Annotated in this window: 20 protein-coding genes; 10 read left to right on the top strand and 10 right to left on the bottom strand. The window is 64.1% G+C overall.

Features of this window, described 5'->3' with window-relative positions:
* Positions 1–275 precede the first annotated feature (275 nt).
* Together acs and RQH14_RS15540 are read left to right on the top strand one after the other, a co-directional pair.
* A complete protein-coding gene (acs, locus tag RQH14_RS15535) occupies positions 276–2,321 on the top strand; it encodes an acetate--CoA ligase (protein ID WP_311214089.1) in 2,046 nt (681 codons plus the stop codon).
* A 177-nt stretch (positions 2,322–2,498) separates the two neighbouring features.
* Positions 2,499–3,287 (top strand): DeoR/GlpR family DNA-binding transcription regulator, encoded by a 789-nt coding sequence (locus RQH14_RS15540; RefSeq protein WP_311214071.1) that lies wholly within the window; start codon positions 2,499–2,501, stop codon positions 3,285–3,287.
* A 4-nt stretch (positions 3,288–3,291) separates the two neighbouring features.
* Here the strand turns inward: RQH14_RS15540 and RQH14_RS15545 are convergent, their stop codons facing one another.
* The 5 genes from RQH14_RS15545 to RQH14_RS15565 are packed head-to-tail and all read right to left on the bottom strand — an operon-like array spanning position 3,292 to position 8,632.
* Positions 3,292–4,497 carry a glycerate kinase gene (locus tag RQH14_RS15545; RefSeq protein WP_311214072.1) on the bottom strand — a complete coding sequence of 402 codons (1,206 nt, stop codon included), beginning with the start codon at positions 4,495–4,497 and terminating at the stop codon, positions 3,292–3,294.
* A gap of 22 nt (positions 4,498–4,519) precedes the next feature.
* The gene (locus RQH14_RS15550; protein WP_311214073.1) at positions 4,520–6,040 is read right to left on the bottom strand and encodes an SLC13 family permease; all 1,521 of its coding nucleotides are present in this window, start codon (positions 6,038–6,040) and stop codon (positions 4,520–4,522) included.
* Entirely contained in the window at positions 6,037–6,696 is a 660-nt protein-coding gene (locus tag RQH14_RS15555; protein ID WP_311214074.1) for a response regulator transcription factor, read from the bottom strand. Before RQH14_RS15555 ends, RQH14_RS15550 begins: the two co-directional genes overlap by 4 nt.
* The gene (locus RQH14_RS15560) at positions 6,693–8,279 is read right to left on the bottom strand and encodes an ATP-binding protein (RefSeq protein ID WP_311214075.1); all 1,587 of its coding nucleotides are present in this window, start codon (positions 8,277–8,279) and stop codon (positions 6,693–6,695) included. Before RQH14_RS15560 ends, RQH14_RS15555 begins: the two co-directional genes overlap by 4 nt.
* Entirely contained in the window at positions 8,279–8,632 is a 354-nt protein-coding gene (locus RQH14_RS15565) for a hypothetical protein (RefSeq protein ID WP_311214076.1), read from the bottom strand. The genes RQH14_RS15560 and RQH14_RS15565 overlap by 1 nt, the downstream gene beginning before the upstream one ends.
* Positions 8,633–8,790: 158 nt before the next feature.
* On the opposite strand from RQH14_RS15565, the gene RQH14_RS15570 reads away from it, so the two are divergent.
* Both RQH14_RS15570 and RQH14_RS15575 read left to right on the top strand, forming a co-directional pair.
* A complete protein-coding gene (locus RQH14_RS15570) occupies positions 8,791–9,546 on the top strand; it encodes an ABC transporter ATP-binding protein (protein WP_311214090.1) in 756 nt (251 codons plus the stop codon).
* A gap of 7 nt (positions 9,547–9,553) precedes the next feature.
* On the top strand, positions 9,554–10,909 hold the full coding sequence (locus RQH14_RS15575; RefSeq protein WP_396136313.1) for an FtsX-like permease family protein: 1,356 nt from the start codon (positions 9,554–9,556) through the stop codon (positions 10,907–10,909).
* An 88-nt stretch (positions 10,910–10,997) separates the two neighbouring features.
* Here the strand turns inward: RQH14_RS15575 and RQH14_RS15580 are convergent, their stop codons facing one another.
* Positions 10,998–12,017 carry a LacI family DNA-binding transcriptional regulator gene (locus RQH14_RS15580; RefSeq protein WP_311214078.1) on the bottom strand — a complete coding sequence of 340 codons (1,020 nt, stop codon included), beginning with the start codon at positions 12,015–12,017 and terminating at the stop codon, positions 10,998–11,000.
* Positions 12,018–12,031: 14 nt separating this feature from the next.
* Positions 12,032–13,231 (bottom strand): Gfo/Idh/MocA family oxidoreductase, encoded by a 1,200-nt coding sequence (locus tag RQH14_RS15585; RefSeq protein WP_311214079.1) that lies wholly within the window; start codon positions 13,229–13,231, stop codon positions 12,032–12,034.
* Positions 13,232–13,444: 213 nt separating this feature from the next.
* Between RQH14_RS15585 and RQH14_RS15590 the strand changes: the two genes are divergently transcribed.
* From RQH14_RS15590 to RQH14_RS15605, 4 genes are all read left to right on the top strand, one after another.
* Positions 13,445–14,407 carry a carbohydrate ABC transporter permease gene (locus RQH14_RS15590; protein ID WP_396136310.1) on the top strand — a complete coding sequence of 321 codons (963 nt, stop codon included), beginning with the start codon at positions 13,445–13,447 and terminating at the stop codon, positions 14,405–14,407.
* Positions 14,408–14,433: 26 nt separating this feature from the next.
* Positions 14,434–15,342 (top strand): carbohydrate ABC transporter permease, encoded by a 909-nt coding sequence (locus RQH14_RS15595; protein ID WP_311214080.1) that lies wholly within the window; start codon positions 14,434–14,436, stop codon positions 15,340–15,342.
* Between the two features lie 55 nt (positions 15,343–15,397).
* Positions 15,398–16,738, top strand: a complete 1,341-nt coding sequence (locus RQH14_RS15600; protein ID WP_311214081.1) for a sugar ABC transporter substrate-binding protein — start codon at positions 15,398–15,400, stop codon at positions 16,736–16,738.
* Between the two features lie 143 nt (positions 16,739–16,881).
* Positions 16,882–19,086 (top strand): alpha-galactosidase, encoded by a 2,205-nt coding sequence (locus RQH14_RS15605; RefSeq protein ID WP_311214082.1) that lies wholly within the window; start codon positions 16,882–16,884, stop codon positions 19,084–19,086.
* Positions 19,087–19,173: 87 nt separating this feature from the next.
* Here the strand turns inward: RQH14_RS15605 and aroQ are convergent, their stop codons facing one another.
* Together aroQ and RQH14_RS15615 are read right to left on the bottom strand one after the other, a co-directional pair.
* Entirely contained in the window at positions 19,174–19,638 is a 465-nt protein-coding gene (gene aroQ, locus RQH14_RS15610) for a type II 3-dehydroquinate dehydratase (protein ID WP_311214083.1), read from the bottom strand.
* 128 nt (positions 19,639–19,766) lie between these two features.
* Positions 19,767–20,951 carry a MarP family serine protease gene (locus RQH14_RS15615; protein WP_089596142.1) on the bottom strand — a complete coding sequence of 395 codons (1,185 nt, stop codon included), beginning with the start codon at positions 20,949–20,951 and terminating at the stop codon, positions 19,767–19,769.
* Between the two features lie 235 nt (positions 20,952–21,186).
* Between RQH14_RS15615 and RQH14_RS15620 the strand changes: the two genes are divergently transcribed.
* Positions 21,187–21,864 (top strand): Crp/Fnr family transcriptional regulator, encoded by a 678-nt coding sequence (locus RQH14_RS15620; RefSeq protein WP_011775987.1) that lies wholly within the window; start codon positions 21,187–21,189, stop codon positions 21,862–21,864.
* Between the two features lie 64 nt (positions 21,865–21,928).
* Here the strand turns inward: RQH14_RS15620 and RQH14_RS15625 are convergent, their stop codons facing one another.
* Positions 21,929–23,083, bottom strand: a complete 1,155-nt coding sequence (locus tag RQH14_RS15625) for an epoxide hydrolase (protein WP_311214084.1) — start codon at positions 23,081–23,083, stop codon at positions 21,929–21,931.
* A 63-nt stretch (positions 23,084–23,146) separates the two neighbouring features.
* On the opposite strand from RQH14_RS15625, the gene RQH14_RS15630 reads away from it, so the two are divergent.
* Positions 23,147–24,127, top strand: a complete 981-nt coding sequence (locus RQH14_RS15630; RefSeq protein ID WP_311214085.1) for a WYL domain-containing protein — start codon at positions 23,147–23,149, stop codon at positions 24,125–24,127.
* Positions 24,128–24,301 lie beyond the last annotated feature (174 nt).

Below are 24,301 nucleotides of genomic sequence, written 5' to 3' on the forward strand. Positions count from 1 at the left end.
CGTCGCGCAGGTAACTCGCGCGGGTAACTCGCGCAGGTAAGTCGCGCGTCATGTAAACGGTTCCCCACCCCCGGCGATGCCATTCGTCGCTAAATCCGCGCCGCTCGCTGGCACGTTTGTGACGACGCACACGTAGGACCTTCCAAAGCGATAGTGTTGATGGCGGACAGCACTCTGCGGACCTTTCGGGGAGACGTTCGACGCCGACGACGGCCCGGGCGGGAACCTCGCGGCAGGTTCCGCGCAGCAAAGATCGATGAATGATGAGGTTCACCATGTCCCAGGACACCACCGGATCCACGGCCACTGCTGCAGCTTCAACTGCTCAGAATGGTCAGGCCCCCCACGTGGAGGCACTTGAAAACCTCCTCCATGAGAACCGCAAGTTCGCGCCGTCGGCCGAATTCGCCGCGAACGCCGTCACAAGCGCTGACGCCTACAAAGAGGCCGAAACGGACCGTCCCGCGTTCTGGGCCAAGCAGGCCCGTGAGCTGTTGACCTGGGACAAGGACTTCACCGAGGCCTTGGATTGGTCCAACCCGCCGTTCGCCAAGTGGTTCGTCGGGGGCGAGGTCAACGCTGCGTACAACGCCCTGGACCGCCATGTAGAGAATGGCTTGGGCGACCGCGTCGCTATCTACTTCGAGGGCGAGCCCGGGGACACCCGCACCTACACGTATGCGCAGCTGACCGAAGAGGTGAAGAAGGCCGCCAACGCTTTCGAGTCCCTCGGCGTGGCCAAGGGCGACCGCGTGGCCGTCTACCTGCCCATGATCCCCGAGGCCGTCATCACGCTCCTTGCCTGCGCCAGGATCGGGGCCGTGCACTCCGTGGTCTTCGGCGGGTTCTCCGCCGATGCCCTGCGTTCCCGCATCGAGGACGCCGAAGCCAAGCTGGTGGTCACCGCCGATGGCACCTACCGCCGAGGCAAGCCCAGTGCCCTGAAGCCCGCAGTGGATGAAGCCCTGTCCAAAGAAGGTCATACCGTCCAGAACGTTGTGGTGGTCAAGCGCAACGGCGAAGACGTCAACTGGGTGGAAGGCCGCGACCTCTGGTGGAGCGACACTGTAGACGCCGCGGAGAAGGAACACACCGCCGTCGGGCATGACTCCGAACACCCGCTGTTCATCCTCTACACCTCCGGCACCACCGGCAAGCCCAAGGGCATCCTGCACACCACCGGCGGCTACCTCACCCAGGGCGCCTACACGCACAAGGCTGTGTTCGATCTCCACCCGGAAACGGACGTGTACTGGTGCACCGCCGACGTCGGATGGGTCACCGGCCACTCGTACGTCACCTACGCGCCGCTCATCAACGGCGCCACCCAGGTCATGTACGAAGGCACCCCGGACTCCCCGCACCAGGGCCGCTGGTGGGAAATCGTGGAGAAGTACAAGGTCTCCATCCTGTACACCGCACCCACTGCCATCCGGACGTTCATGAAGTGGGGCCGGGACATCCCGGACAAGTACGATCTCTCCTCCATCCGCGTCCTCGGCTCCGTGGGCGAATCCATCAACCCCGAAGCGTGGATGTGGTACAGGGACGTTATCGGCGCCAACGCCGGGAAGAACGGCGAAAAGAAGGAACACCCCGCCCCGATCGTGGACACCTGGTGGCAGACAGAAACCGGCGCGCAAATGATCGCCCCGCTGCCCGGCGTCACAGCCACCAAGCCCGGTTCCGCGCAGGTTCCGCTGCCCGGCATCGCCGTGGACGTGGTGGACGAAGCCGGCCAGCCAGTGGCCAACGGTGAAGGCGGCTACTTGGTGGTCCGCGAACCGTGGCCGTCCATGCTGCGCGGCATTTGGGGCGACCCCGAGCGGTTCAAGGACACCTATTGGTCCCGCTTCGAGGCCATGTACTTCGCCGGCGATGGCGCCAAGAAGGACGAGGACGGCGACGTCTGGCTCCTGGGCCGCGTGGACGATGTCATGAACGTCTCCGGCCACCGCCTGTCCACCACGGAAATCGAGTCCGCGCTGGTCAGCCACCCGTCCGTGGCCGAAGCAGCCGTCGTTGGCGCCGCGGACGAGACCACCGGCCAGTCCGTCGTCGCGTTTGTCATCCTCCGCGGTGACGCCGTGAACAACGGGGACGAAACCGTCCTGGAACTGCGGAACCACGTGGGCAAGGAAATCGGCCCGATCGCCAAGCCCAAGCAGCTGCTGATCGTCCCGGAACTTCCCAAGACGCGCTCCGGCAAGATCGTCCGCCGCCTCCTCAAAGACATCGCAGAAGGCCGCGACACCGGCGACGCCACCACACTGGCAGACCCCGGCATCATGCAGCAGATCGCGGATTCGCTCCGCAAGTAAGTAATGTACGACGGCGCCGCTCACCTTACGGGGTGAGCGGCGTCGTCGTGCTTTAGGGCAGGTCCGTGACGCGTGCGTGACGACGCCGCGACCCGATGAGCCGCCGGGCGGAGGGGCCGCGTCCTAGACTGGAGCCAGACTCAGCCCCCTGTTTGACGAAGTTCCAGAAAGGCCCTGATGCTTCAGGCAGCACGCCACTCCGCCATCATCGACGCCGTCCAGCGTGAGCGCGTGGTCCGGGTCTCTGACCTCGCGCAATTGCTGGGGGTCTCCCCCATGACCGTCCGGCGGGACATCGAAGCACTCGAGGAAACCGGCCGCGTGGAACGTATCCACGGCGGTGCCAAGCTGCCCGGTGATGCTAGCACCCATGAACCGGGCTTTGAGCTGAAGTCCACGCAGCTTACCGCGGAGAAGCATGCCATTGCCGTCGAGGCTGCCTCGATGGTGCAGGAAGGCATGGCGATCGGCCTCAGCGCCGGAACAACCACGTGGGCCCTTGCCCAGGAACTGGTCCACGGCCCCCGCATTACTGTGGTCACCAACTCCGTGCGCATCGCCGACCTCTTTCATCACGGGTCCTCATCAGGGCCCGCCCGGTTCGGTTCCACGGTGATCCTGATCGGCGGCGAGCGCACGCCGTCCGATGCTTTGGTGGGACCGATTGCTACGGCCTCCCTGAAGCAGCTCCACCTCGATGTCCTGTTCCTGGGAGTCCACGGCATGGATGCCCAGGCCGGTTTCACTACGCCGAACCTGCTGGAGGCAGAAACTGACCGGGCCTTCATGACATCCGCACGGAGCACCGTTGTGTTGGCTGATCACAGCAAGTGGGGCGTGGTGGGCATCGCCTCGATCGCGCAGTTGGAGGAGGCCGACGAGCTGATCACGGATTCGTTGCTGGGCGAGGACGCCCGACGCGTGCTGGCCGAGAATGTGGCCAGGGTGAGGATCGCCGGAGCGTAAGAGCTTAGGCTGCAGCCCCCACCCGGGAGGAGATGGCCGAGCCCAGCAGCAGTACCCGGAAGGTGCGCTCGGTAGCTTCCTGCAACAGCGTGGCTCCTTCGGCAACGGCCCGGTCCAGGTCCATGGGAATCGGGATGATCCCGGCGATCGCGTCAATGCCGGCGGCGTGGACGTCGGCTGCGTCCTTGCCAATGGAACCTGCGAACGCCAGCACGGGGACTCCTGCCCGCTGGGCGCGGCGTGCAACTTCTGCCGGGACTTTTCCCCGGGGTGTCTGGAAATCGATGGCGCCTTCCGCCGTGACCACCAGGTCAGCGTTGGCGATGTGAGCGTCGAGGTCGATCCCGGCCAGTCCTGAATCCAGCAAGAGTTCGAATCGCGGCACCAGTCGGCCGCCCACCGCGGCGAGACCGGCCCCGAGTCCACCGGAGGCTCCTGTTCCTGCACCGTTCCTGAGGAATTCCTCCGGCGTCCCGGTGGCTTCGGCCAGCAGGGCGGCCCAGTGGTCCAGGCCTTGGGACAGTTGTTCCACCTGCTCCGGCGTGGCACCCTTCTGCGGCCCGAAAACCCGGGCCACGCCCTGCGGACCGCAGAGGACATTGAACGGATTCAGTGCCAGCTCCAACCGGCATCCGGCCAGGCGCGGATCAAGGCCGGAGAAGTCCACGCTCCCGGCATCTGCCAGCGCAGCGCCGCCCTCCGGGAGGTCGTTGCCGTGGACGTCCAGGATTCTTACGCCCATGGCGCGCAAGGCGCCGGCCCCGCCGTCGGACGTTCCTGAATCCCCGCAGCCCACCACGATGCGTTCGGCACCCTGGTCCAGGGCCGCCAGGATCAACTCCCCCACACCTCGGGTGGTGGTCAGGCCGGGGTTTCGCATGGTTCCGGGGACCAGGCGCAGGCCCGCGGCAGCAGCCATCTCCACCACGGCTGTGGGCCGGTCCACTGTGCCGAGGACAGCAAAGTGGGAATCCACAGGCAGGCCTACCGGACCGGTGACCCGCGTACGGATGATCTTGCCCCCGGTCGCGCTGGCGAGCGCTGCGGCGGTGCCCTCGCCACCGTCTGCCATGGGGACTGAGTTGATGCTGACGCCCGGGATAACCCGGCGGATCCCGGCCGAAATCGCGGCGGCGACTTCCACGGCGTCGAGACTTTCCTTGAAACCGGACGGTGCAACCAGAATGCGTTGCGGAATGGACATGACCATGAGGGCACCTTTTTCTTGTGGGTTATGGCGAAGTGATGAGCGGCAGGCCCAGCAGGGGCCAGACCAGGAAGGAAAACAGCAGGACGACGACGGCGCTCAGGGGCGCCAGCCAGGCTGAGAGCCGGAGGAGATCCGCCGGCTGGTAGTTGGGCTGACCGTCCGTCTCGGCAAAGATGGCCACCGGTTTGGCTGAACTGGTGAGCGTGTGGCAGAAACCTGCTGCGGCGGTGGAAGCAAACGCAGCTGCCATCGGTTCCACGCCCATGGGCGCCGCCGAAGCCACCACGATGGGGATGAGGACAGCGGAACGGGCTGATCGGGATTGGATCACCAAGTGCGCTGCAGTGGATACCACCACCACAACCACCACGAAAAGGTAGGGTTTCGCCGCGCCGAACACGGCGACAGGTCCCATCAGGGAATTCGCAAGCCAGGCAGCCGCGCCTGTGGTCACCAGGCTTGATCCCAGGGCCAGGGTGGCGGCCATGAAGATCAACATGGACCAGGGCACCTTCTTCAGCGCGGAACCCAAGGTGACGGATCCGTAGCATGGCAGGGAAACCACCAGCGCTCCCATCAGGGCCACCAAGGCGGGGTCGAGTCCGTGGATCGGTTCGGTACACCACAGGGTCACTACGGCGGCGAGCAACAGAAGGGACCGTTGCTCGTCCAGGTCCAGTGGTCCGCTGATGCGTTGGGTGCTGTCCCTCTGCAGCTCGGCCAGGTCGATTGCCAGGGGTTTGGTCCTGTCACCGGCCGCCGTAAACAGCCTGACTACCAGTTCAGCCGCCATGAAGGACGAGACCAAAGCCAACGGCAGGCCCAGCAACAGCCACGAAGCAAAGTCAAAGCCGGGAAACCCAGCGGACTGAAGGATCTGGCTGGTGATCAAATGAGCTCCGGCGCCCAGGAACGAGCTCACCGCGGACAGGAGGATCACCGTGGGAAACAGCACTGCGAGCATCTTCACCACGGCAGGCCGGTCCTGGAGCACTTTGCGCAACGTGAGGAAGATGGGCAGGACCAGCGCTGCCCTGCCGGAGGTCGCCGGAATCGCGAAGGCGGTTACTACCAGGCCCAGGCAGGACAGATACGCCAACTGACGGACCGATCGTGCACCGGAAATGATGAAGGCAGCGCCCCTCGCCGCCAGACCGGTGGACGCGACGGCGCTGGCAATGACGAACGCGGCCATCAACAACCAGATGGTGTCCTCGCCCAGTGCAGCAAAGAGGCTCTGCGTGGGAAGAGTCCCGCTGATGACCAGCGCGACGGCGGCCCCCAAGGCTACGTAGGTGTCCTCAACGGGGGAGAAAATCCAGAACCACATGGCAGCCACAAAGATGCAGAGGGTCACCGCTGCATGGCCGTCCAGACCCCATCCGTTGACCGAGTTCACGGCGAACGCCACCATGATGGCCAGCGCCGCGACCAGTGCGATGGCTGCTGCCGGGCGGAGGACGCCAAAGATCTTCCTGCCCGTATCAACCTCCGCCGGATCCGCCGGTGTGGAGGGGGCTGAGCTGTAATAGACCTGCCTCATGTCAGCCGATACCCCGCGCCGCGGACGGTCTCCAGCCGTTCCGCTCCAATTTTGGCCCGGAGTGCGCGGACGTACACGTCCACCACGTTCGACGCTGGATCGAAGTCCATGTTCCAGGCGTGCGAAATCAACTGCTCCCTGGTGAGCACCTGGCCGGGATGGCGAAGGAAGACCTCCAGGAGCGAGAACTCGCGGGCTGTCAGGTCGGCTCCGGCATCACCAACACGGACCCTACGGCTTCGAAGGTCCAGGACCATGTCACCATGTGTGAGGTTCAGGACCGGCGAACTGTCAGCGTCATCGTTCAACCGCAACCGGATCCGGGCCAGCAACTCCGCGAACTGGAACGGCTTTGTCATGTAATCGTTGGCGCCGCTTTCCAGCCCGTACACGGTGTCAGCCACGGAGTCGCTGGCCGTCAACACGATCACCGGCGTCTTGGAACCTTCGCTGCGCAGGCGTTCAAGGACTTCGAAGCCGCTCAGCATGGGAAGGCCGATGTCCAGGATGATCATGCCGAACTCGCCGGAACGTGCCAGCAGCAAGGCGCTGGCGCCGTCGTCCACCACCAGGCACGTGTAGCCGGCGGCCCTCAAGCCCTTTTCGATGAAGTCGGCAATCCGACGATCATCCTCTGCGATCAGGATCCTGCTCACTGTTGGTGCTCCTTCACTTCATCCAGGCGTTCGGTGACGTTCCCGCCCGAGCCGGCATCGCCGTCGTCGTCGTATATCGGTGACGGAACCGTGATGCCGAACGTTGCTCCGCTTCCTTGGGTGCTGCGAACCCAGGCAGAACCATGGTGGGCTTCGGCGATGCTGCGGACTATGGCCAGTCCCAAGCCGGCACCCGGCCGGGCACGCTCGGTATCCTGCGCCGCCTGGCCCCGGTGGAAACGGCCGAAGATACGGGCCGCTTCTTCCTCCTCCACGCCTCGTCCTTGATCCGAAACCCAGATGGTGAACTGACGGGCGCCACCTTCGCCTTCAAAGCGCGACCCAAGGCTGACGGTGCTCTCCTCAGGGGAGTACTGGCACGCATTGGTGGCCAACTGCAGGACCGCCTGGGTCATCCGCTGCGTATCAACGCTGATGCTGCCCTCGGCAATCTCCAGGATGGGCCATCCCCTGGGCCCCAAAACCTGTGCTTTCGCCTCAATATCAAGCAGGAGTGTTGCGGCGTCGGTGCGCCGGGGCTGCGCGAAGCCCGGACGGTCCACCTTGGCCAGAAGCAGCAAGTCCGACACAATCCGTCCCATCCTGGCCAGCTCATCGTCCACCAGCGCCAGGGTGCGGGCCCTGTCTGCCTCGTTGTCTTCCATGAGTTCAAGATGTCCCCGGATCACTGTGATGGGCGTGCGCAGTTCATGCGACGCGTCATCGACAAACGCCCGCTGGGTCCGGTACGCCGATTCAATGCGATCCAGCATCGTGTTGAACGTGACGGCGAGCGCCGAAATGTCATCACTGCCCCTGACCGGAACACGCGCGGTCAGGTCGCTTTCGGAAATGTCCTCCGCCACGCGGCGGACTTCACGGACCGGCGACAGGATCTGGCCTGCCACCAGCCACGCAATGCCAGCCGTCACAGCCAACCCACCCAGCGACACGAAGAAGATGGTGAGGACTGTTCCCGCCACCTGTGCCTCACGCGGGGCCATGTAAATTCCCACAATCAGGTGACCCGTCTCGTTACCGGAAACCACGGGCAGGCGAACCCAGTGCATCTCTCCCTCACTGGTATGCGCGATCCCCGATGAAGCATCGCCGGTGCGGATCGAGTCCATCAACGCTTGATCCCGCGGGAGGTCGTGGCCGTTTGCCTGCGAGCTGAGCGCACCCGTGGGCGTGTAGAGGATGCGTTGGCCCACCGTTCCCACAATCACCTCGCCTTGCGCCGCCGACTGCCGGCTGAGGAAGATCTCCAGCATCTTCTCAATCGAGGTAAAAGGCTTGGCCGTGGTGGGGTCCACACCCTCCGCGGCGAAAGCACGGAATTCCTGGAGCTCCTGGGTGATGTCCTGATGTGCCTGGGTTTGCGCGCCGTTCAACAGCAGGGAACGCATGGTCAGCATCACGGCGAGCAACGTCAGGGCCGTGGTCAGCAGGATCCACCCCGCGATCCGCCAACGGGCCGGAACTTTCGAGCCGGACCGGGCGCCGGGGTTGCCAGTGCGGGGATGCCTTTCCGGGACGGCGGGCAGTGGTGCAGTGTTTGCGGTGGTGTCCATCATCGTCATCAGTCGTCCACCTCTCCAGCATCGTCATCGTCATCAATCACCACGGGCGGCACCACCGGAACAGGAACCACCGGCTGTGGCACGACAGGCGGGGCGGGATCCGGGGCCACCGGCGGAGGCGTCGTGGTGGGTGCAGGGGCGGGCGTCGTGGGCGCAGGGGCGGGCGTCGTCGGTGAAGGCGTGGGCTCAAGGCCCGGCGCCGGCCTGCCGTCAGGCCCAGGCCCCAACTCAATCGGATTCGCATCCACGGCCGGCGGTCCTGAAGGAGCCGCAAGCAGGGTTCCGGCCACCGCAAGAAGCACCGGAACCACCAGCAGCGCCCCCAGCAGGAGAACTCGTCGCATTGTTTGCATGCGTTCATCGTTGCAGGCCACTATGAGGGGTTGATGAAACGGGAATGAAGAAGTCTTCATCCGGGGCCTTGGGTCTCATACCCCGGGTGGAGGCGTGGCCGCAGAGTTCAACCGCGGGACTGACGCCGGCGGAGGCACCATTCGGCGAAGCTGGATTTATGAACGCCATCCTCCACGCCCAGCAACTCACCAAGCATTACCCCGGCAGCATTGCGCTGGACCACGTCGACTTCACCGCGAACGCCGGCGAATCCATCGCGATCATTGGACCCTCCGGTTCGGGCAAGACCACCCTGCTGCACTGCCTCGCCGGGATTTTGAGGCCCGACGCCGGTTCGATCACCTTGAACACGCCAACGGCACCATTGCGTCTGGATACCCTGGGCGACGCAGCGTTGTCCCGCCTGCGCAGGGAAGAGTTCGGCTTCGTGTTCCAGCAGGGCATGCTCCTGCCGGAACTGACCGCCGTGGAGAACGTTGCACTGGCGCTGATGCTCAACGGCACAGACCGCGCAACCTCCGAGTCCCGTGCTGCCGAGTGGCTTGGAGCGTTGGGCCTGGCCGGCATGGAGCAGCGCCGGTTGGGCGAGCTGTCCGGCGGACAGGTCCAGCGTGTAGCCATCGCCCGGGCCCAGGTCACGGGCGCCCGGGTTGTCTTTGCTGATGAGCCCACCGGTGCCTTGGACTCCACCACCTCCAATGAAGTCCTGGACGTCCTGCTTCGCTCGGTAGCAGCCAACGGGCGCACGTTGCTGGTGGTCACCCACGATCCCAATGTGGCAGCCCGATGCCAGCGGGTGGTGGAGTTGCGCGACGGCAGGATCGTGGCGGACAGCGGCGGGCCTGTTCAGCCAAGCCCGCAGGCTACACCGGCACCGTCCACCACCAGCTTCAAGGGTGCCTTCAATGTCTAGTCTCTCCATGGCCCTCCGGCTCACCCCGTACCTGGCACGAAGCAGCGGCAGCAGTCTCCGCGAAACAGGCCTCCGCGACGCCGGACTGCCGGTCCTCGCCTTCGGAACAGTCACAGCCCTGCTCCTGACCGTGGCCGGCGGCTCGCAGGTTTTCTGGTCCTGGTCGGACGACATCGCAGGCACTTACCAAGCGCTCGCCGTCGTCGCCATGGTCTTGCTCATCATCCCGCTCCTGACCCTCGGCGCCTCGGCCGCCCGACTCGCCGCCCGCCGTCGTGATGACCGCTTGGCATCCTTGCGCTTGTTGGGCGCGGACAGCGCCACAGTGGTCTGGATGACCGTCATCGAGTCCACGGTGCTCGCGGCAGTAGGAGCGCTCGCGGGGGCGGGGCTGTACGCCTGCGCAGCGCCCTTCCTGGGGCTGATCCAGTTCCGCGGCCAGGCCATCGCCGGCCACGCCTGGCTGTCCGTGCCCTCCATCCTCGGCTGCATCCTGGGCGTCTGTGTGCTGGCCGCGGCGAGCGCTGCCCTGGGACTTCGCAAGGTCGTGGTCACCCCGCTGGGCGTCAGGACCAGGCAAACGGCCGACGGCGTCCATTGGCTTCGCGGACTCATCGCGGCTGTTGTGGTGGTGGTCGGCGTAATGGCGATGGGTATGCTCAGCAGCTTTGGCGCGTTCATCGTGATCATCGCCGTCATGGGCGGTTGTTTTGGGCTGGCGTTGCTGGCGTTGAACCTGATGGGTCCATGGATCCTGAGGTTGCGGGCGTCCTCTCAGCTCAAGCGGGCCAAGCGGCCCGAGCAATTGCTGGCAGCCCGGACCGTGCTGGAAAGCCCCAAGGAATCGTGGCGGCAAGTTGGGGGCGTCGCGATGACCAGCTTCGTAGGGGTCTTCGTGGGCGTCGGCATGGCTGTGGCCGACACCATGGGCGGCAACGCCACGGATGAGACGGCCTTGTTGGTCCGGGACATCAACACGGGCGTGATGATCACCCTGCTGGGTTCGTTCCTGATGGTGGCGTGTTCAGCGGGTGTGAACCAGGCAGCCGCGGTGCTCGACCGGGCTTCGACGCTGGTGGCCTTGGATCGCGTGGGCATGCCGCGCAAGCTCATGGTGGCGTCGCGGGTCAAAGCCGTGATGTCGCCGTTGTTCCTGGTGGCCGGCATTTCGGCGGCCGCCGCGGCCGCGCTGGTCCTGCCGCTGACGGGCATGGTGTTGTTGACCCAGCCTGTGGTGTTCCTGACCATTGGCGGAGTGTTCGCCGCCGGTTTCCTGCTGGTCCGTCTGGCCGTCGCTGCCGGGACGGCGCAGATCAGCCAGGTGCTGGCCCGCCCGGAGCGCTACGCGAGCATGGACTCATAGCCGCCCGCCGCCGTCGTAACCTCCCGCGAGTTGGCAGTTCACACCCATGTTTTCCAAAAACATGGGTGTGAACTGCAACCTCGGCGGGCTATTTGCAGCCGCAGGACTGCCGGATGATCAGCTCGGTGGGCAGGATGTGGTGCTGTGGTTCCTCGGCGCGGCCCTTGCCCACCAACGCCCGAACGGCGGCTTCTGCCATCAGTTGGACCGGTTGGGCCACCGTGGTCAGTGCGGGCCAACTGTATTCGGAGTCCAAGGACCCGTCGAAGGACACCAGCGCCATGTCCTCGGGCACCCTGACCCCGGCCTCGTGGAAAGCGCGGAGGATGCCGATGGCCTGCATGTCGTTACTGGCAAAAATCGCAGTGGGCCGGTTGGCCATGGACAGGAATCGCTTGCCCACTTCGTAGCCGCCGGGCCGGGTGAACGGGCTGTGCAGCATGGGGCCATCCGGCAAGCCGGCCTCACGCAGCGAGGCCAGCCAGCCAACTTCGCGCCCGTCCAGTTGGTTGCCGGTGTTGGTGCCGATGGCCAGGCCGATGTTCGTGTGTCCATGGCCTATCAGGTGCTGGACAGCGGCCCGGCCGCCAGCTTCCAGGTCCACGCCAACGCTGGCGAAACCCGGCGGGGATCCTGCGTTGTTCAAGAGGACTGACGGGATTTCCGAGGCCTCCAACTCCGTGACGTCGGGGTCGAACACACAGCTGGCCAGGAACACTCCGTCCACTTGGCGTGCAGCCAAGGTCCGGATGTTCTTCCGCTCGCGGGTCAGGCTGCCATCGGAGTTGGTGAGCACCATCCCGTAGCCCAGTTCCGAGGCCGCCTCTTCCACGGCATGGGCCAGATGCGTGAAGAACGGGTTGGTGTTATCCGGCACCACAACGCCGATCGTCTCGCTGGAACCCAGCTTCAGCGCCCGCGCCGCAGCGTTCGGCCGGTACCCCAGGACACGGATGGCATCACGCACCTTGGCTTCCGTGGCAGGGGCTACGTTCTTGGGCCCACCGTTCACCACATAACTCACGACGGCGGTACTCACCCCGGCGTATCGGGCCACGTCTTTGCGTGTAACCGGGCCGCGCGGGGTTTGTACTGCTGTTGTTGTCATGAGGTAAATGCTAGCTACTCCACGGGAGCATCACCGAAGTCGCGGATGGGAAGCCGCTCCCCAGCACGAAGCGCGGATTCGTGGGCGACGATCCCGGGGAGGGTGAAGCGGGCTGCCACCCAGGCATTGACCGGTGGAAGCGTCCGGTTGTTCACAGCCGTCACGAAGTCGTCCACCAGGAATTGGTGGCTGCCTTCATGCCCGTTGGGTGCGCCCAGGAACTCGTCGGGCAAACGGGACTGATCGTGAACCGGTGCAAGGCCTGAGATGAAGGCGTCCCGCAGCTCGGGCGCCACGTCTGCCAGGGAGGGATCATCGGAGGACATGGTCGGTTTGGTTTCCACCTGCTCGGACACGTCCTGCACGGAAGACTTGTCCTGCCACACCGTGGTGGTAGCGAGTTGTTCAAAGCTGGCGTCCGTGCCGAAGAAGCGGAAGCGTGATTCCCGGATGTGCGAGGGGTAGCCGACGCGGCGCATCTCATTGGTGCGCATCGCACCGCCGTCGTTCATTTCGAACAGCGCCGTGGCGTTGGAAAAATCGTTGGCGAACATGCTGACTTCCCTGTCGAAGACACCGTCACCACGCTGGTCCTTCACTCCGATGCAGCTGACACTGACCGCGTGGCCGGGCACAGCGCCAAGGACGCCGCCAATTGCGTGGGTCGGGTAGAGCATGGGCGGGTAGCTGGCGGTTTCCTTCCAACGCTCTCCGCCGCTGTACTGGTAGGCCTCGTAGAATCCCAGGTCCATGTCGTGGACATAGTCGCCCTCGGTGTAGAAGATCCTGCCGAATTTGCCGGCGGCGTGTTGCTGGCGGGCGAACACCGTGGCGGGGTTGTAGTAGCTGGTCTCCCCCATCGCGTACACAAGCTTGGTCTCGCGGACGGCTTCGATGATCCGGGCGATTTCTTCTTCGGAAATGGCCATCGGCACGGCTGAATAGACGTGCTTTCCAGCGCGCAGCGCACGCTCGACCAAAGGCCCGTGGGTCCACCGCTGCGTGAAGATGGCGACAGCATCGACGTCGGACTCCAACAACTCTTCAAAGCTGCCCTTGACGCCATCCAGGCCCCAGCGTTCCTGGGCTGCAGCTGCACGCTCGGGGAGTTCATCCACTGCGTAGACCGCGCTGACGCCCGGGTGGAGCTTGAACAAGTGTGCGAACTGGCTGCCGAACTGCCCGGCACCCACAACACCGATCGAAAACGTCATTGTTTGCCTTTCCTGAAGCTGCAGGCGCAGCTTTCGAAGCGTCCCTTGTTGGGTTCTTCATGAGTCTTCCATCGGGATCTACACGAGTCAACAGATAGAACAGATTCGAACATTTATCACCAAAAATTGCTGTCATGTCTTGCGCTATCCAAATCTACTCGTGTAGATTCACATCCAGTTGTTACCCCCATCACAGTCAGGAAAGGGTCGACGATGACCACGCTAACCAAGCAAACCGGGAAGGCTTCGGGGCGTTCCGGAGGCAACCACGGACGCAAGCTCCAACCTGCCAAACGCAGCATGACCAGCCGCCTCGGCGACCTGAAAATCGCTCTCTTCTTCATCTTCCCGGCCGTGATCGGCTTCGTAGCTTTCTTCCTGGTCCCCACCATCCGCGGCATTTACCTCAGCTTCACGGAATACAGCATCCTGGGTGAGCCCACCTGGATCGGGATCAAGAACTACACCGCGATCTTCGCCGACGAACTGTTCTGGAACGCCATGGGCGTCACCCTCCAGTACGTCGGCCTCAACATCGGCTTCCAGACCGTCATTGCCCTGGGCCTGGCCCTGCTGATGCACCGGGTTGCCAAGTCCACGTTCGTCCGCGGGGCACTGCTGCTTCCGTTCCTGGTGGCCAACGTCATCGTCGCCCTCCTCTGGTTCTGGATGCTCGATTACCAGCTGGGCATCGTCAACGAAGTCATGAGCTGGGTCGGGCTTCCCCGCGTCGCCTTCTTCGGCAGCGAACAATGGGCCATTCCCACCATCGCGTTCGTGAACGTCTGGCGTCACATGGGGTACACCGCGCTGCTGATTTTCGCGGGCCTGCAATCCATCCCCAACCACCTCTACGAGGTAGCAAACCTCGACGGCGCGTCCCCCACCAGGACGTTCTGGAGCGTCACCATGCCGCTGCTCCGCCCCGTGTTGGTGTTGGTGCTGGTAGTCACCGTGATCGGCTCCTTCCAGGTGTTCGACACCGTGGCCGTCACCACCAACGGTGGCCCCGTCAACGCCTCCCGCGTGATCCAGATGTACATCTACCAAAAAGCCTTCGGCGAGTCCGACTTCGGCTACGCCTCCGCCCTGTCCGTGATCCTCTTCGTCATTCTCGCCCTGGTGGCCTTCGTGCAAATGAAGTTCCTCAAGGGCAATGAATCGGACCTGGACTAAGCCGGATGTGGACTAAGGAAACCGCCATGACTACCTCAACCCTGCCCCGTAATCGCAAGAAGCCCCTCAACTGGCGCCGGATCGGCGCGTGGGTGCTGGTCGCCGTCGCCCTCGCCATCACCATCGCACCGTTCCTGTGGATGCTGCGGACGGCACTGTCCAGCAACAGCGCGCTGGCATCCAACGCAGGCAACCTCCTGCCGGCCGACTTCAGTTGGGGCGCGTTCAAACGCGTGCTTGGCCTGCAGACCACCGAAGAAGCAATCGCCGACGGCGGCTCCGGTGCGGCCATCAACTTCTGGCTCTACCTGCGCAACTCCATCATCTTCGCCACCATCACCACAGCCGGCCAGGTGTTCTTCAGCGCGATGGCCGCCTACGCCTTCGCACGGTTGCGCTGGCCCGGCCGGAACAAAGTGTTCGCCATCTTCCTGACCACCATGATGGTTCCCCCGATCTTCACGGCCCTGCCCAACTTCCTGATGATCAAGAACCTCGGGCTGCTGAACACCATGGCCGGAATGTCCCTGCCGTTCCTGTTCATGACTCCGTTTGCCATCTTCTTCCTGCGCCAGTTCTTCCTCAGCATGTCCCGCGAGGTGGAGGAAGCGGCAATGCTCGACGGCGCCAAGCACCTGCGCATCTTCTTCCAGATTGTGCTTCCCAACGCCGCCGCCCCCATCGCCACCCTGGCGCTGCTGACCTTCATCGGTCAGTGGAACGAATACTTCTGGCCGCTGCTGGTGGGCCAGGACGAGAACGTCCGCGTGCTCACGGTGGGGCTGAGCGTCTTCAAGTCACAGTCACCGCAAGGCGCCCTCGACTGGTCCGGGCTCATGGCCGGAACCCTCGTGGCAGCGCTGCCGATCTTCCTGCTGTTCATCGCCTTCGGCAAGAAGGTAGTCAACTCCATCGGATTCTCCGGAATCAAGTAACCCCCTTGAAAACAACCCTGAAACCCCCTCTGTAAAGACCCTTGAAAGGTTCGCTATGAAGAAAACCCTCGGCGTCGCCGCTGCTGCCGCCGCCATCGCCCTGACCCTGTCCGCCTGTGGGGGCTCCTCCCCTGCTTCCACCGAGGCCAAGGGTGAGATCAACTACTGGCTCTGGGACGCAAACCAACTCCCGGCCTACCAGCAATGCGCTGACGACTTCACCAAGGCCAACCCGGATATCAAGGTCAAGATCACCCAGCGCGGATGGGACGACTACTGGACCACCCTGACCAATGGCTTCGTGGCCGGAACAGCCCCGGACGTCTTTACCAACCACCTCTCCAAGTACCCCGAGTACGCCGCAAAGAAGCAGTTGCTCTCCCTGGATGAGGCTGTGGAGAAGGACGGCATCAAGCTGGACGCGTACACCAAGGGGCTCCCGGAGCTTTGGGTCGGCCAGGATGGCAAACGCTACGGCCTTCCGAAGGACTGGGACACCGTGGGCCTGTTCTACAACAAGGCCATGACTGACGCCGCGGGGATCTCGGCAGAGCAGATGGCTTCGCTTGATTGGAACCCGAAGGACGGCGGCAGCTACGAGAAGACCATTGCGCACCTCACCGTAGACAAGAACGGCAAGCGCGGCGACGAAGCAGGGTTCGACAAGAACAACGTGGCCACCTACGGACTGGGCCTGACGGGCAGTGGTTCCGGCCAGGGCCAGACCGAGTGGAGCTTCCTGACCGCAACCACCGGCTGGACCGCAACGGACAAGAACCCGTGGGGCGGCAAGTTCAACTACGACGACCCCCGTTTCCAGGAGACCATCGCCTGGTGGGCCGGCTTGGTGGACAAGGGCTACATGCCCAAGCTGGAGACCACGGTGGGTGCCAGCATGCCGGACAGCTTCGGCGCCGGAAAGTCAGCGATCAACACCAACGGTGACTGGTTGATCGGCCAGTACCAGACCTACAAGGGCATCGAAACCGCCTTCGCACCCACGCCCAAGGGACCCAACGGCGAGCGCGCTTCCATGTTCAACGGCTTGGCCGACTCCATTTGGGCCGGTACCAAGAACCCGGGAGCCAGCGTCAAGTGGGTGGAATACCTCGGTTCCACGGCTTGCCAGGACGTAGTGGCCAGCAAGGCAGTAGTCTTCCCGGCTCTTGCCAGCTCCTCCGAGATTGCCGCCAAGGCCTTCGCTGACAAGGGCACCGACGTTTCCGCCTTCACCACGCATGTGAAGGACGGCACCACGTTCCTCTTCCCCATCGCAGACAAGGCGGCCAAGGTTGACGGCATCATGAAGCCGGCCATGGATGCCGTACTCTCCGGAAAGAAGCCCGCGTCCTCGTTGACCGAAGCCAACAACCAGGTCAACAACCTCTTCAAGTAGCCCCACCCGTTGTAGCCCCACCCGTTGTAACCCACCCGTTGTGAGGCCCGCTCTGCGCCCTAAGTTCCTCGCGAAGCGCGCAGAGCGGGCCTCACAACACGCCGTTCAGGCTCAGAACCTTCGATTCGAAAGCGACTTCACACATGCACCCGCTCCATCTCCGTTCCGCAGGCACCAGCCTGGTGATCAGTACCCACCGCGGAGAGGCTGAGATCACCCACTGGGGAGCCGATCTGGGCGACACCCTGCCCGAGTTGTCGATCCTCAGCGAGCCCATCCCGCCGTCCTCGATCGACGCCAACGTCCCTGCCGGACTCCTCCCCCAGGCTTCGTCGGCCTGGCAGGGCAGATCCGGGCTCCGCGGCCACCGCATCACCGACGGCGTACCCGGCTTCGATTTCTCGGTTCGCCTGCGGGTACAGAGCGCGACGACGGACGGCAGCGCTGCGGGCGGGTCCACTGCCGTGATTGTCCAGGCAGACCCCGACGCCGGCATCACCGTGACCAGCAACCTCACGTTGTACTCGGGCGGGCTGCTGGAAATGCGGCACACAGTCACCAACGACGGCACGTCGCCTTACCAGGTTGATGAGTTGGCGACGATGCTCCCGGTGGCGCCTGACGCCGTCGAACTTTTGGATTTGACCGGCCGCTGGTGCCGTGAGCGTCACCCACAGCGCAGGTCCATCCAGCAGGGAACGTGGGTCCGCACGGGGCGGCACGGCCGCACCGGGCACGACTCCTCCCTCCTGCTGGCTGCCGGGACTGCCGGCTTTGGCAACAGGCATGGCAAAGTGTGGGCCACGCATCTGGCATGGAGCGGCAACCACGAGGAATTCGCGGACAGCGTTGCTGACGGGCGCACCGTGATAGGCGGCTCCGAGCTGCTGGGACCTGCCGAAGTGGTCCTGCAGCCCGGTGAAAGTTACACCACTCCTGCACTGTTTGCCGCCTACTCAAACCGCGGCCTGGACGGCATCAGCGAGGCGTTCTACAGCTGGTTCCGCTCACGGCCGCATCACGTCGGCGCGCTCTCGGGCAAGCCGCGCCCAGTAGTCCTCAACACCTGGGAAGCGGTCTACTTCGACCACAACCTCGACACGCTGATGGAGCTGGCCGAGTCCGCTGCCGACCTCGGTGTGGAGCGCTTCGTGCTCGACGACGGCTGGTTCCGCGGGCGCCGCGACGACCACGCCGGGCTGGGCGACTGGTACGTGGACGAGGCGGTGTGGCCCAACGGGCTGACACCGTTGATCGAGGCAGTGACCTCTCGCGGCATGGAGTTTGGTATCTGGGTCGAACCCGAAATGATCAACCTCGACTCCGACATCGCCCGGGCGCATCCCGAATGGATCGTGGGACCTTCCGCCGTTTCCCACAAGGACGGTGGCCGGCTGCCTCTTGAGTGGCGGCAGCAGCACGTGATCGACCTCGTGAACCCGGACGCGTGGCAGTACATCTTCGAACGCATGGATACTTTGCTGCGCGAGAACGACATCAGTTATCTCAAGTGGGACCAGAACCGGGACCTCGTGGAGCACGGGCATGCGGGCCGGGCCTCCGTTCACGAACAGACCTTGGCCGCGTACCGTCTCTTCGATGCGCTCCGTGCGGCCCACCCGGGGGTGGAGATCGAGAGCTGCTCCTCCGGCGGCGCGCGGGTTGACCTCGGGATCCTTGAGAGGACGGACCGCATCTGGGCTTCGGACTGCAACGACGCCCTGGAACGCCAGACCATCCAGCGCTGGACCGGCATGGTGGTTCCGCCGGAGCTGGTGGGTGGGCACATTGGTCCCACCACGTCGCACACCACCGGGCGGACGCACGACCTCTCCTTCCGTGCCATCACTGCATTGTTCGGGCACTTCGGCATGGAGTGGGACGTCCGCTCCGTCACCGGCGCGGAGCGTGAGGAACTCAAGCGCTTCATCGGCCTCTACAAGGAACACCGCGGCCTCATCCACAGTGGACGAATGGTCCGCGCCGACCTGCCGGACGAGTCGCTGATGCTGCACGGTGTTGTTGCGGACGCTGAAGGGCTCGACGCCGGGACACCGGTTGGCGCCACGGCCGCGCTGTTCGCTGTGGTCAGGACCCGGACAGGCTTCGCCGAGCAGCCGGGTCGAGTGGCGATTCCAGGACTGGAGCCCGCACGCTCTTACCGGGTTGAGGCGATCTTCCCCTCACCGGGGGACGCCGATTACGGGCACACGTTCATCGAAGCGAAGCCCGCACCCTGGTTGGCCTCCGGAGCCGAAGCAACGGGACGGTTCCTAGGCGAAGTGGGGCTCCCCATGCCCGTCCTGAACCCGGAGCACGCCATCCTGCTGCGGTTCACGGCCCTCTGACGCTCGCTCACATCCCGAGGGCTTCCCGGGAACGCTCTTCCACATCCCCCGGGCAACCCGGGAACCCTCACTCACCTAACGCGTGGTTTAGACGGCCTCCGCCAAGTAATCGATGGCCAGCTTGTACCCAAGCACGCCCGCGCCAACGATGATCGCGGTGCAGACTCCCGACAGGTATGAGTGGTGACGGAACTCTTCACGCTGGTGGACGTTGGTGATGTGAACTTCGACGGCGGGTAGCTGCACTGCGGCCAGGGCGTCACGAAGTGCCACGGAGGTGTGCGTATAGGCCCCGGCGTTGATGACAATCCCCACGGCGGTACCACGTGCTGCGTGGATCGCGTCCAGGAGATCGCCCTCGTGGTTCGACTGCACGCAGTCAACAGTGAAGCCGTGGGCTGCAGCCGCCGACATGGCGAGTTGCTCAACGTCGGCCAAGGTGGACGTGCCGTACTTTTCGGGCTCGCGGGTACCCAGCAGATTCAAGTTGGGGCCATTGATCACAAGGATGGTGCCGCGACCGGCTTCGGTGGCGGGAGTGGCTTCAGTCATGGCTCCCAATCTATAGCGGCAGGAGGGTGCCGGGGAATCGCGCCCAAAAGGTGAGAGAGCATCGGCCCAAAACGCTCACGATGTGAGAGAGGATCGGTCAAAACAGGCCGGGAGGCAACAGGCGCCTGTTACTTACGCGTACATTGACCTGGCGATACGGGGCTGCTGAGTCCTGAGGCCTGCGCTGCCACGGGCTCCAGGTCTGCCATGGTGAGGGCAAAGCCAAGGGCGGCATCGGTGGTGGTCTTGGCGAAGATCAGCCCGGCCACCTCGCCCTGCATGGTCAGCAGCGGACCGCCGGAGTTGCCCGGCTGGACGTCACCGGCCAGCTTGTAGACCAGTTCTGGAGAGGGATTGTCGCCGTAGATGTCCGGGACAATAATGGTCGATATTCCTTGAACGGTGGCCGGTTTTGATTGGAAAGGACCGCCGTGCGGGTACCCGGCAAATGCCGCAGGGCTGCCTTCGGGCAGGTCGGCACTCATCGGCAGGGGGCTGGACTGCAGGCCGTCCACGGCCAGGACTGCGATGTCCCGCTGGGGGTCGAAGTACACCACCCGACCCGGCAACGCACCGCCGTCGGGAACTTCCACCACCGGCTGCGAAACGCCCGCTACCACGTGCGCATTGGTCACGACGCGCCCGGGCGAGACGACGAATCCGGAACCGGTCTGGTTCTGGCCACATTCAAAGGCTGTGCCCGCGATCTTGAGGACGGATTCGGCAGCCTGATTCAGTGCGGGGGTGTCCGTTGAGGCGTTGGGTACGGGCACCGGAGTCACGGGCCCGATGCCCTCGATGAGTTTGGGAATGCCGTCGCCGATCACTGTGGACCGCAGCTGCGCCATGGTGCTCTTGACGGGCGTTGGAGTGATGGTGTCGATGTAGCGGATCACGCGGGAGCCGGCCAGCTGCTGGGAAACAAAAGGCACACCCAGCGAACTGATGCTGAATGCCAGCATGGACATGACCAGCGCAGCCACCACCACGCTCACCACGCCGCCGATCAACCGGTCGACGGCGTGCAGCGGCTTGATCCGCACGGCGTGGCGGATTTTGCGCCCGATCATGGTTCCCAACCCATGACCCAAAGCAATAAGCACGACGGCGGCACCCACCGTGGCGGTCAGCCTCCAACCGCTGTCCGTCACCCAGCCACTTACGAGCGGCACGGCAACAAACGCCGCGATGGCGCCGACCACAAATCCTGCAATTCCACCCAGCGTGACCATAAAGCCGTTGCGCAGGCCATAGATCAGGTAGGACAGCAGCATCAAGATCAATGCCAAATCCAATATCGTCAAGCCAAACACCAATGCTCCTCATAGCCGGGTAGCGCCAATTGTAGTTGTGGACCCTGACAACCAACCGTTAGTCACATCACCCGCAGCAGCCACCAAAAGCCGGTTCAGGGCCGCTATTTGCGGTGTCCCGCGGCCGAAATCCGCGTAGTTTCAGCGTTTCACGTGCCAAGTACGTCACAGAAGCCTAAAAATTCTGAAACAATGGCCTGAGCGCCACGACCGAAACTTATATTCAGGAGATTTCATGGACATCGAGGTATTGCGCCGCGCACCCCTCTTCGCCACCCTTGACGACGACGCATTCCGCTTGCTGACGGACGAACTCACCGAGGTGGACCTTTCACGTGGAGCTTCGGTGTTCCGCGAAGGCGACCAGGGTGACCAGCTCTACTTCATCGTTTCCGGCAAGGTGAAGCTCGGCCGCACCTCCCCCGATGGCCGCGAGTCCCTGCTGGCCATCCTCGGCCCGGGCGAGCTCTTTGGCGAAATGGCGTTGTTCGACCCCAGCCCGCGTACCGCTACGGCCACCGCTGTTTCGGAAACCCGCCTGGCCGGCCTCAAAAATGAGAGCCTCAACGCGCTGCTCCGCACGCGCCCCGAGGTTTCCGCGCAGCTGCTGCAGGCCCTGGCCCGCCGCCTCCGCCGTACCAACGACTCCCTGTCCGACCTCGTCTTCTCGGACGTTCCGGGCCGTGTTGCCAAGGCCCTTCTGGACCTGGCCGACCGCTTTGGTCGTCCCGCAACGGACGGCGTCCTGGTGGCCCACGAGCTCACCCAGGAAGAACTGGCCCAATTGGTGGGCGCTTCCCGCGAAACCGTGAACAAGGCGCTGGCCGAGTTCGTCCAGCGCGGTTGGCTCCGCCTGGAAGCCCGCGCCGTGGTGATTCTGGACATGCAGCGTCTCCGCCAGCGTTCGCGCTAAACGCCTCAACTCAAAAGCCGCCCCGGTCGTTACCGGGGCGGCTTTTTTGTTTCGGTTACCAGAGTTACCGCGCAGCGCGTAGCAGCCCGAAGAATGCTCGAATGTCCCCGGCTACGAGCGATGGCACTTCCAAGGCGGCGAAGTGGCCGCCCTCCTCAAACCGGCTCCAATGCACGATGTTTGAGTTGTCGCGCTCGGCGAAGACACGGATCGTCTGGAAGTCGTCCTTGAAAACTGCCACCCCGGTGGGCGCCAAATTGACCTGGGGCTCTGCCTGGGCTCGCGCGTTATCGAGGTAGCTCCGACTCATGCCTGACGCCGCGTTCGCGAACCAGTTCACGGTGACTTCGGTGAGGATCTTTTCGAGCGGGACCAGCGAGGTGCCGTTTCCGAACGAGTTGAACAACTCGCTGTAAGCCAACAGCCCCACAGGCGAGTCGCTCAGTCCCACGGCCACGGTCTGCGGCCGGCTTGCGTTCATGGTGTTGTAGCCTCCCACTGACTGGAACCATTCCATATGGGCAAGCCCGGCATAGTCTTGCGGCTCAAGCTTCTCAAACTCGGCGGGGTCACCCGAGGGGAATGAAAAGAGCTGCAGCACGTGGAGGCCAAGGAATCCGTCAGGGTTCAAGAGCCCGAGCTCCCGGGCCACCATCGCGCCGTTGTCAGATCCGTGGATTCCGTAGTGGGTGTAGCCAAGCCCGCGCATGAGAGCGTCATAAGCCCGGGCCACGCGTGCAGTGTTCCACCCGGATTCGGCCACAGGATAAGAAAATCCGTAACCGGGGGCATCGGGGACCACTACGTCGAAGGCGTCCTCAGCTCGTCCGCCGTGCGCCACGGGATCGGTGAGTTCATCGATCATGTCAAGGTAGTCGATGGATGAGCCGGGGTACGTGTGGGCCAGGAGCAGCGGAGTGGCTCCCGGATGTGGTGAGCGCACATGGATGAAGTGGAAATGCTGTCCATCGATCTCAGTGGTGAAATGCTGAACGGCGTTGATGCGCGCTTCCTGGGCCCTCCAGTCGAAGCTGGTGGTCCAAGCGTGCACGGCTTCGCGAAGGTAGGAGTTAGGGGTCCCTGCGTCCCAGTCGTCAACGGGCGCCTCTTGGGGCAGCCGGGTCCGGGCCAGGCGCTCCATCAGATCATCAAGTTCCGCCTGGGGAACGTCGAGGCGGAAGTCGCGGATATCGATACTCGCTTCTGTGATATTCATCATGATTAAGACGATACGGTCGATATAGGAACCTTTTCTTCCTAAAAGAATCAGGAATTTCCCACGATGTCTTCTACAGCTGAACGTCTCTTGGCTCTCCTCTCGCTCCTGCAGACCCGGCCCGATTGGACAGGCACGGACCTCGCTGACCGCCTCGGCGTTTCGACGCGCACGGTTCGCAAAGACATCGACCGATTGCGGGAGCTAGGATACCCGGTGGATGCGACCCGCGGGACAGCGGGAGGCTATCGCCTCGGTGCCGGCGGTAAGCTACCGCCGCTGCTCCTCGACGACGAGGAAGCCGTCGCCGTCGCTATTGGCCTCCGCACGGCAACGGGCATCGCGGGCATTGCCGAGTCGAGTGCCCGTGCCCTCGCGAAACTCGAACAGGTACTTCCGGCGAGGCTGCGGCCCACGGTTACCGCCCTGTCAAAAGTCGACCGCGCACCAGAGAACAACGGAACGGACGCACCCGATCCTGAGGTCAACCACTCTGTTCTAGCGGCCATTGCCGCTGCCCTCCGCGACGTCGAATGGTTCCGGTTCGATGACCGCGGTACGTCCAGGCTTGTGGAGCCTTACCGTCTGCTGAACTGGCAACGGCGCTGGTACCTGGTGGGTCGGGACCCTGTCGCCGATGAGTGGGGCGTCTTCCGTGCGGACTTGATAGAACCCCGGATGCCTACCCGCCGTCGGTTCTCCCCGTCACCGCTGCCAGGTGGAGACTATACTGCGTTCGCCATGCGCTCGATCGCCGCCAGCGGTTGGAAAGTGCAGGCTCGTCTTCGCGTCGCCGCACCCGCAGAGGCCGTCCTTGCTCGAATCAACCACACGGTCGGGGTGGTGGAGTCGATCTCCGAGACCGAGTCCGTGCTGGTCACCGGAGCCGACAGCCTCGAAACGATCGCCGCGTACATCGGCATGCTTGGCATGGATTTCACTGTCGAGTCGCCACCTGCCTTGGTACCGCACTTGAGGCACCTGGCGGACGTCTACCTCCGGGCGACGAACGGCGAACCGGGCTCGGCTCCGGCTGCGGAAGGGTAGTGAGAGAGGGGCCGGCCCAAACCCGCGGGAGGTGAGAGAGGGGCCGGCCCAAACCCGCGGGAGGTGAGAGACCGTCCGCCCCAAACCCGAGGGACATGAGAGACCGTCCGGCCCAAACCCGCGGGAGGTGAGAGAGGGGCCGGCCCAAACCCGCGGGAGGTGAGAGACCGTCCG

Source organism: Arthrobacter sp. WCS2018Hpa-7, from assembly GCF_031843805.1.
GTDB lineage: Bacteria > Actinomycetota > Actinomycetes > Actinomycetales > Micrococcaceae > Arthrobacter.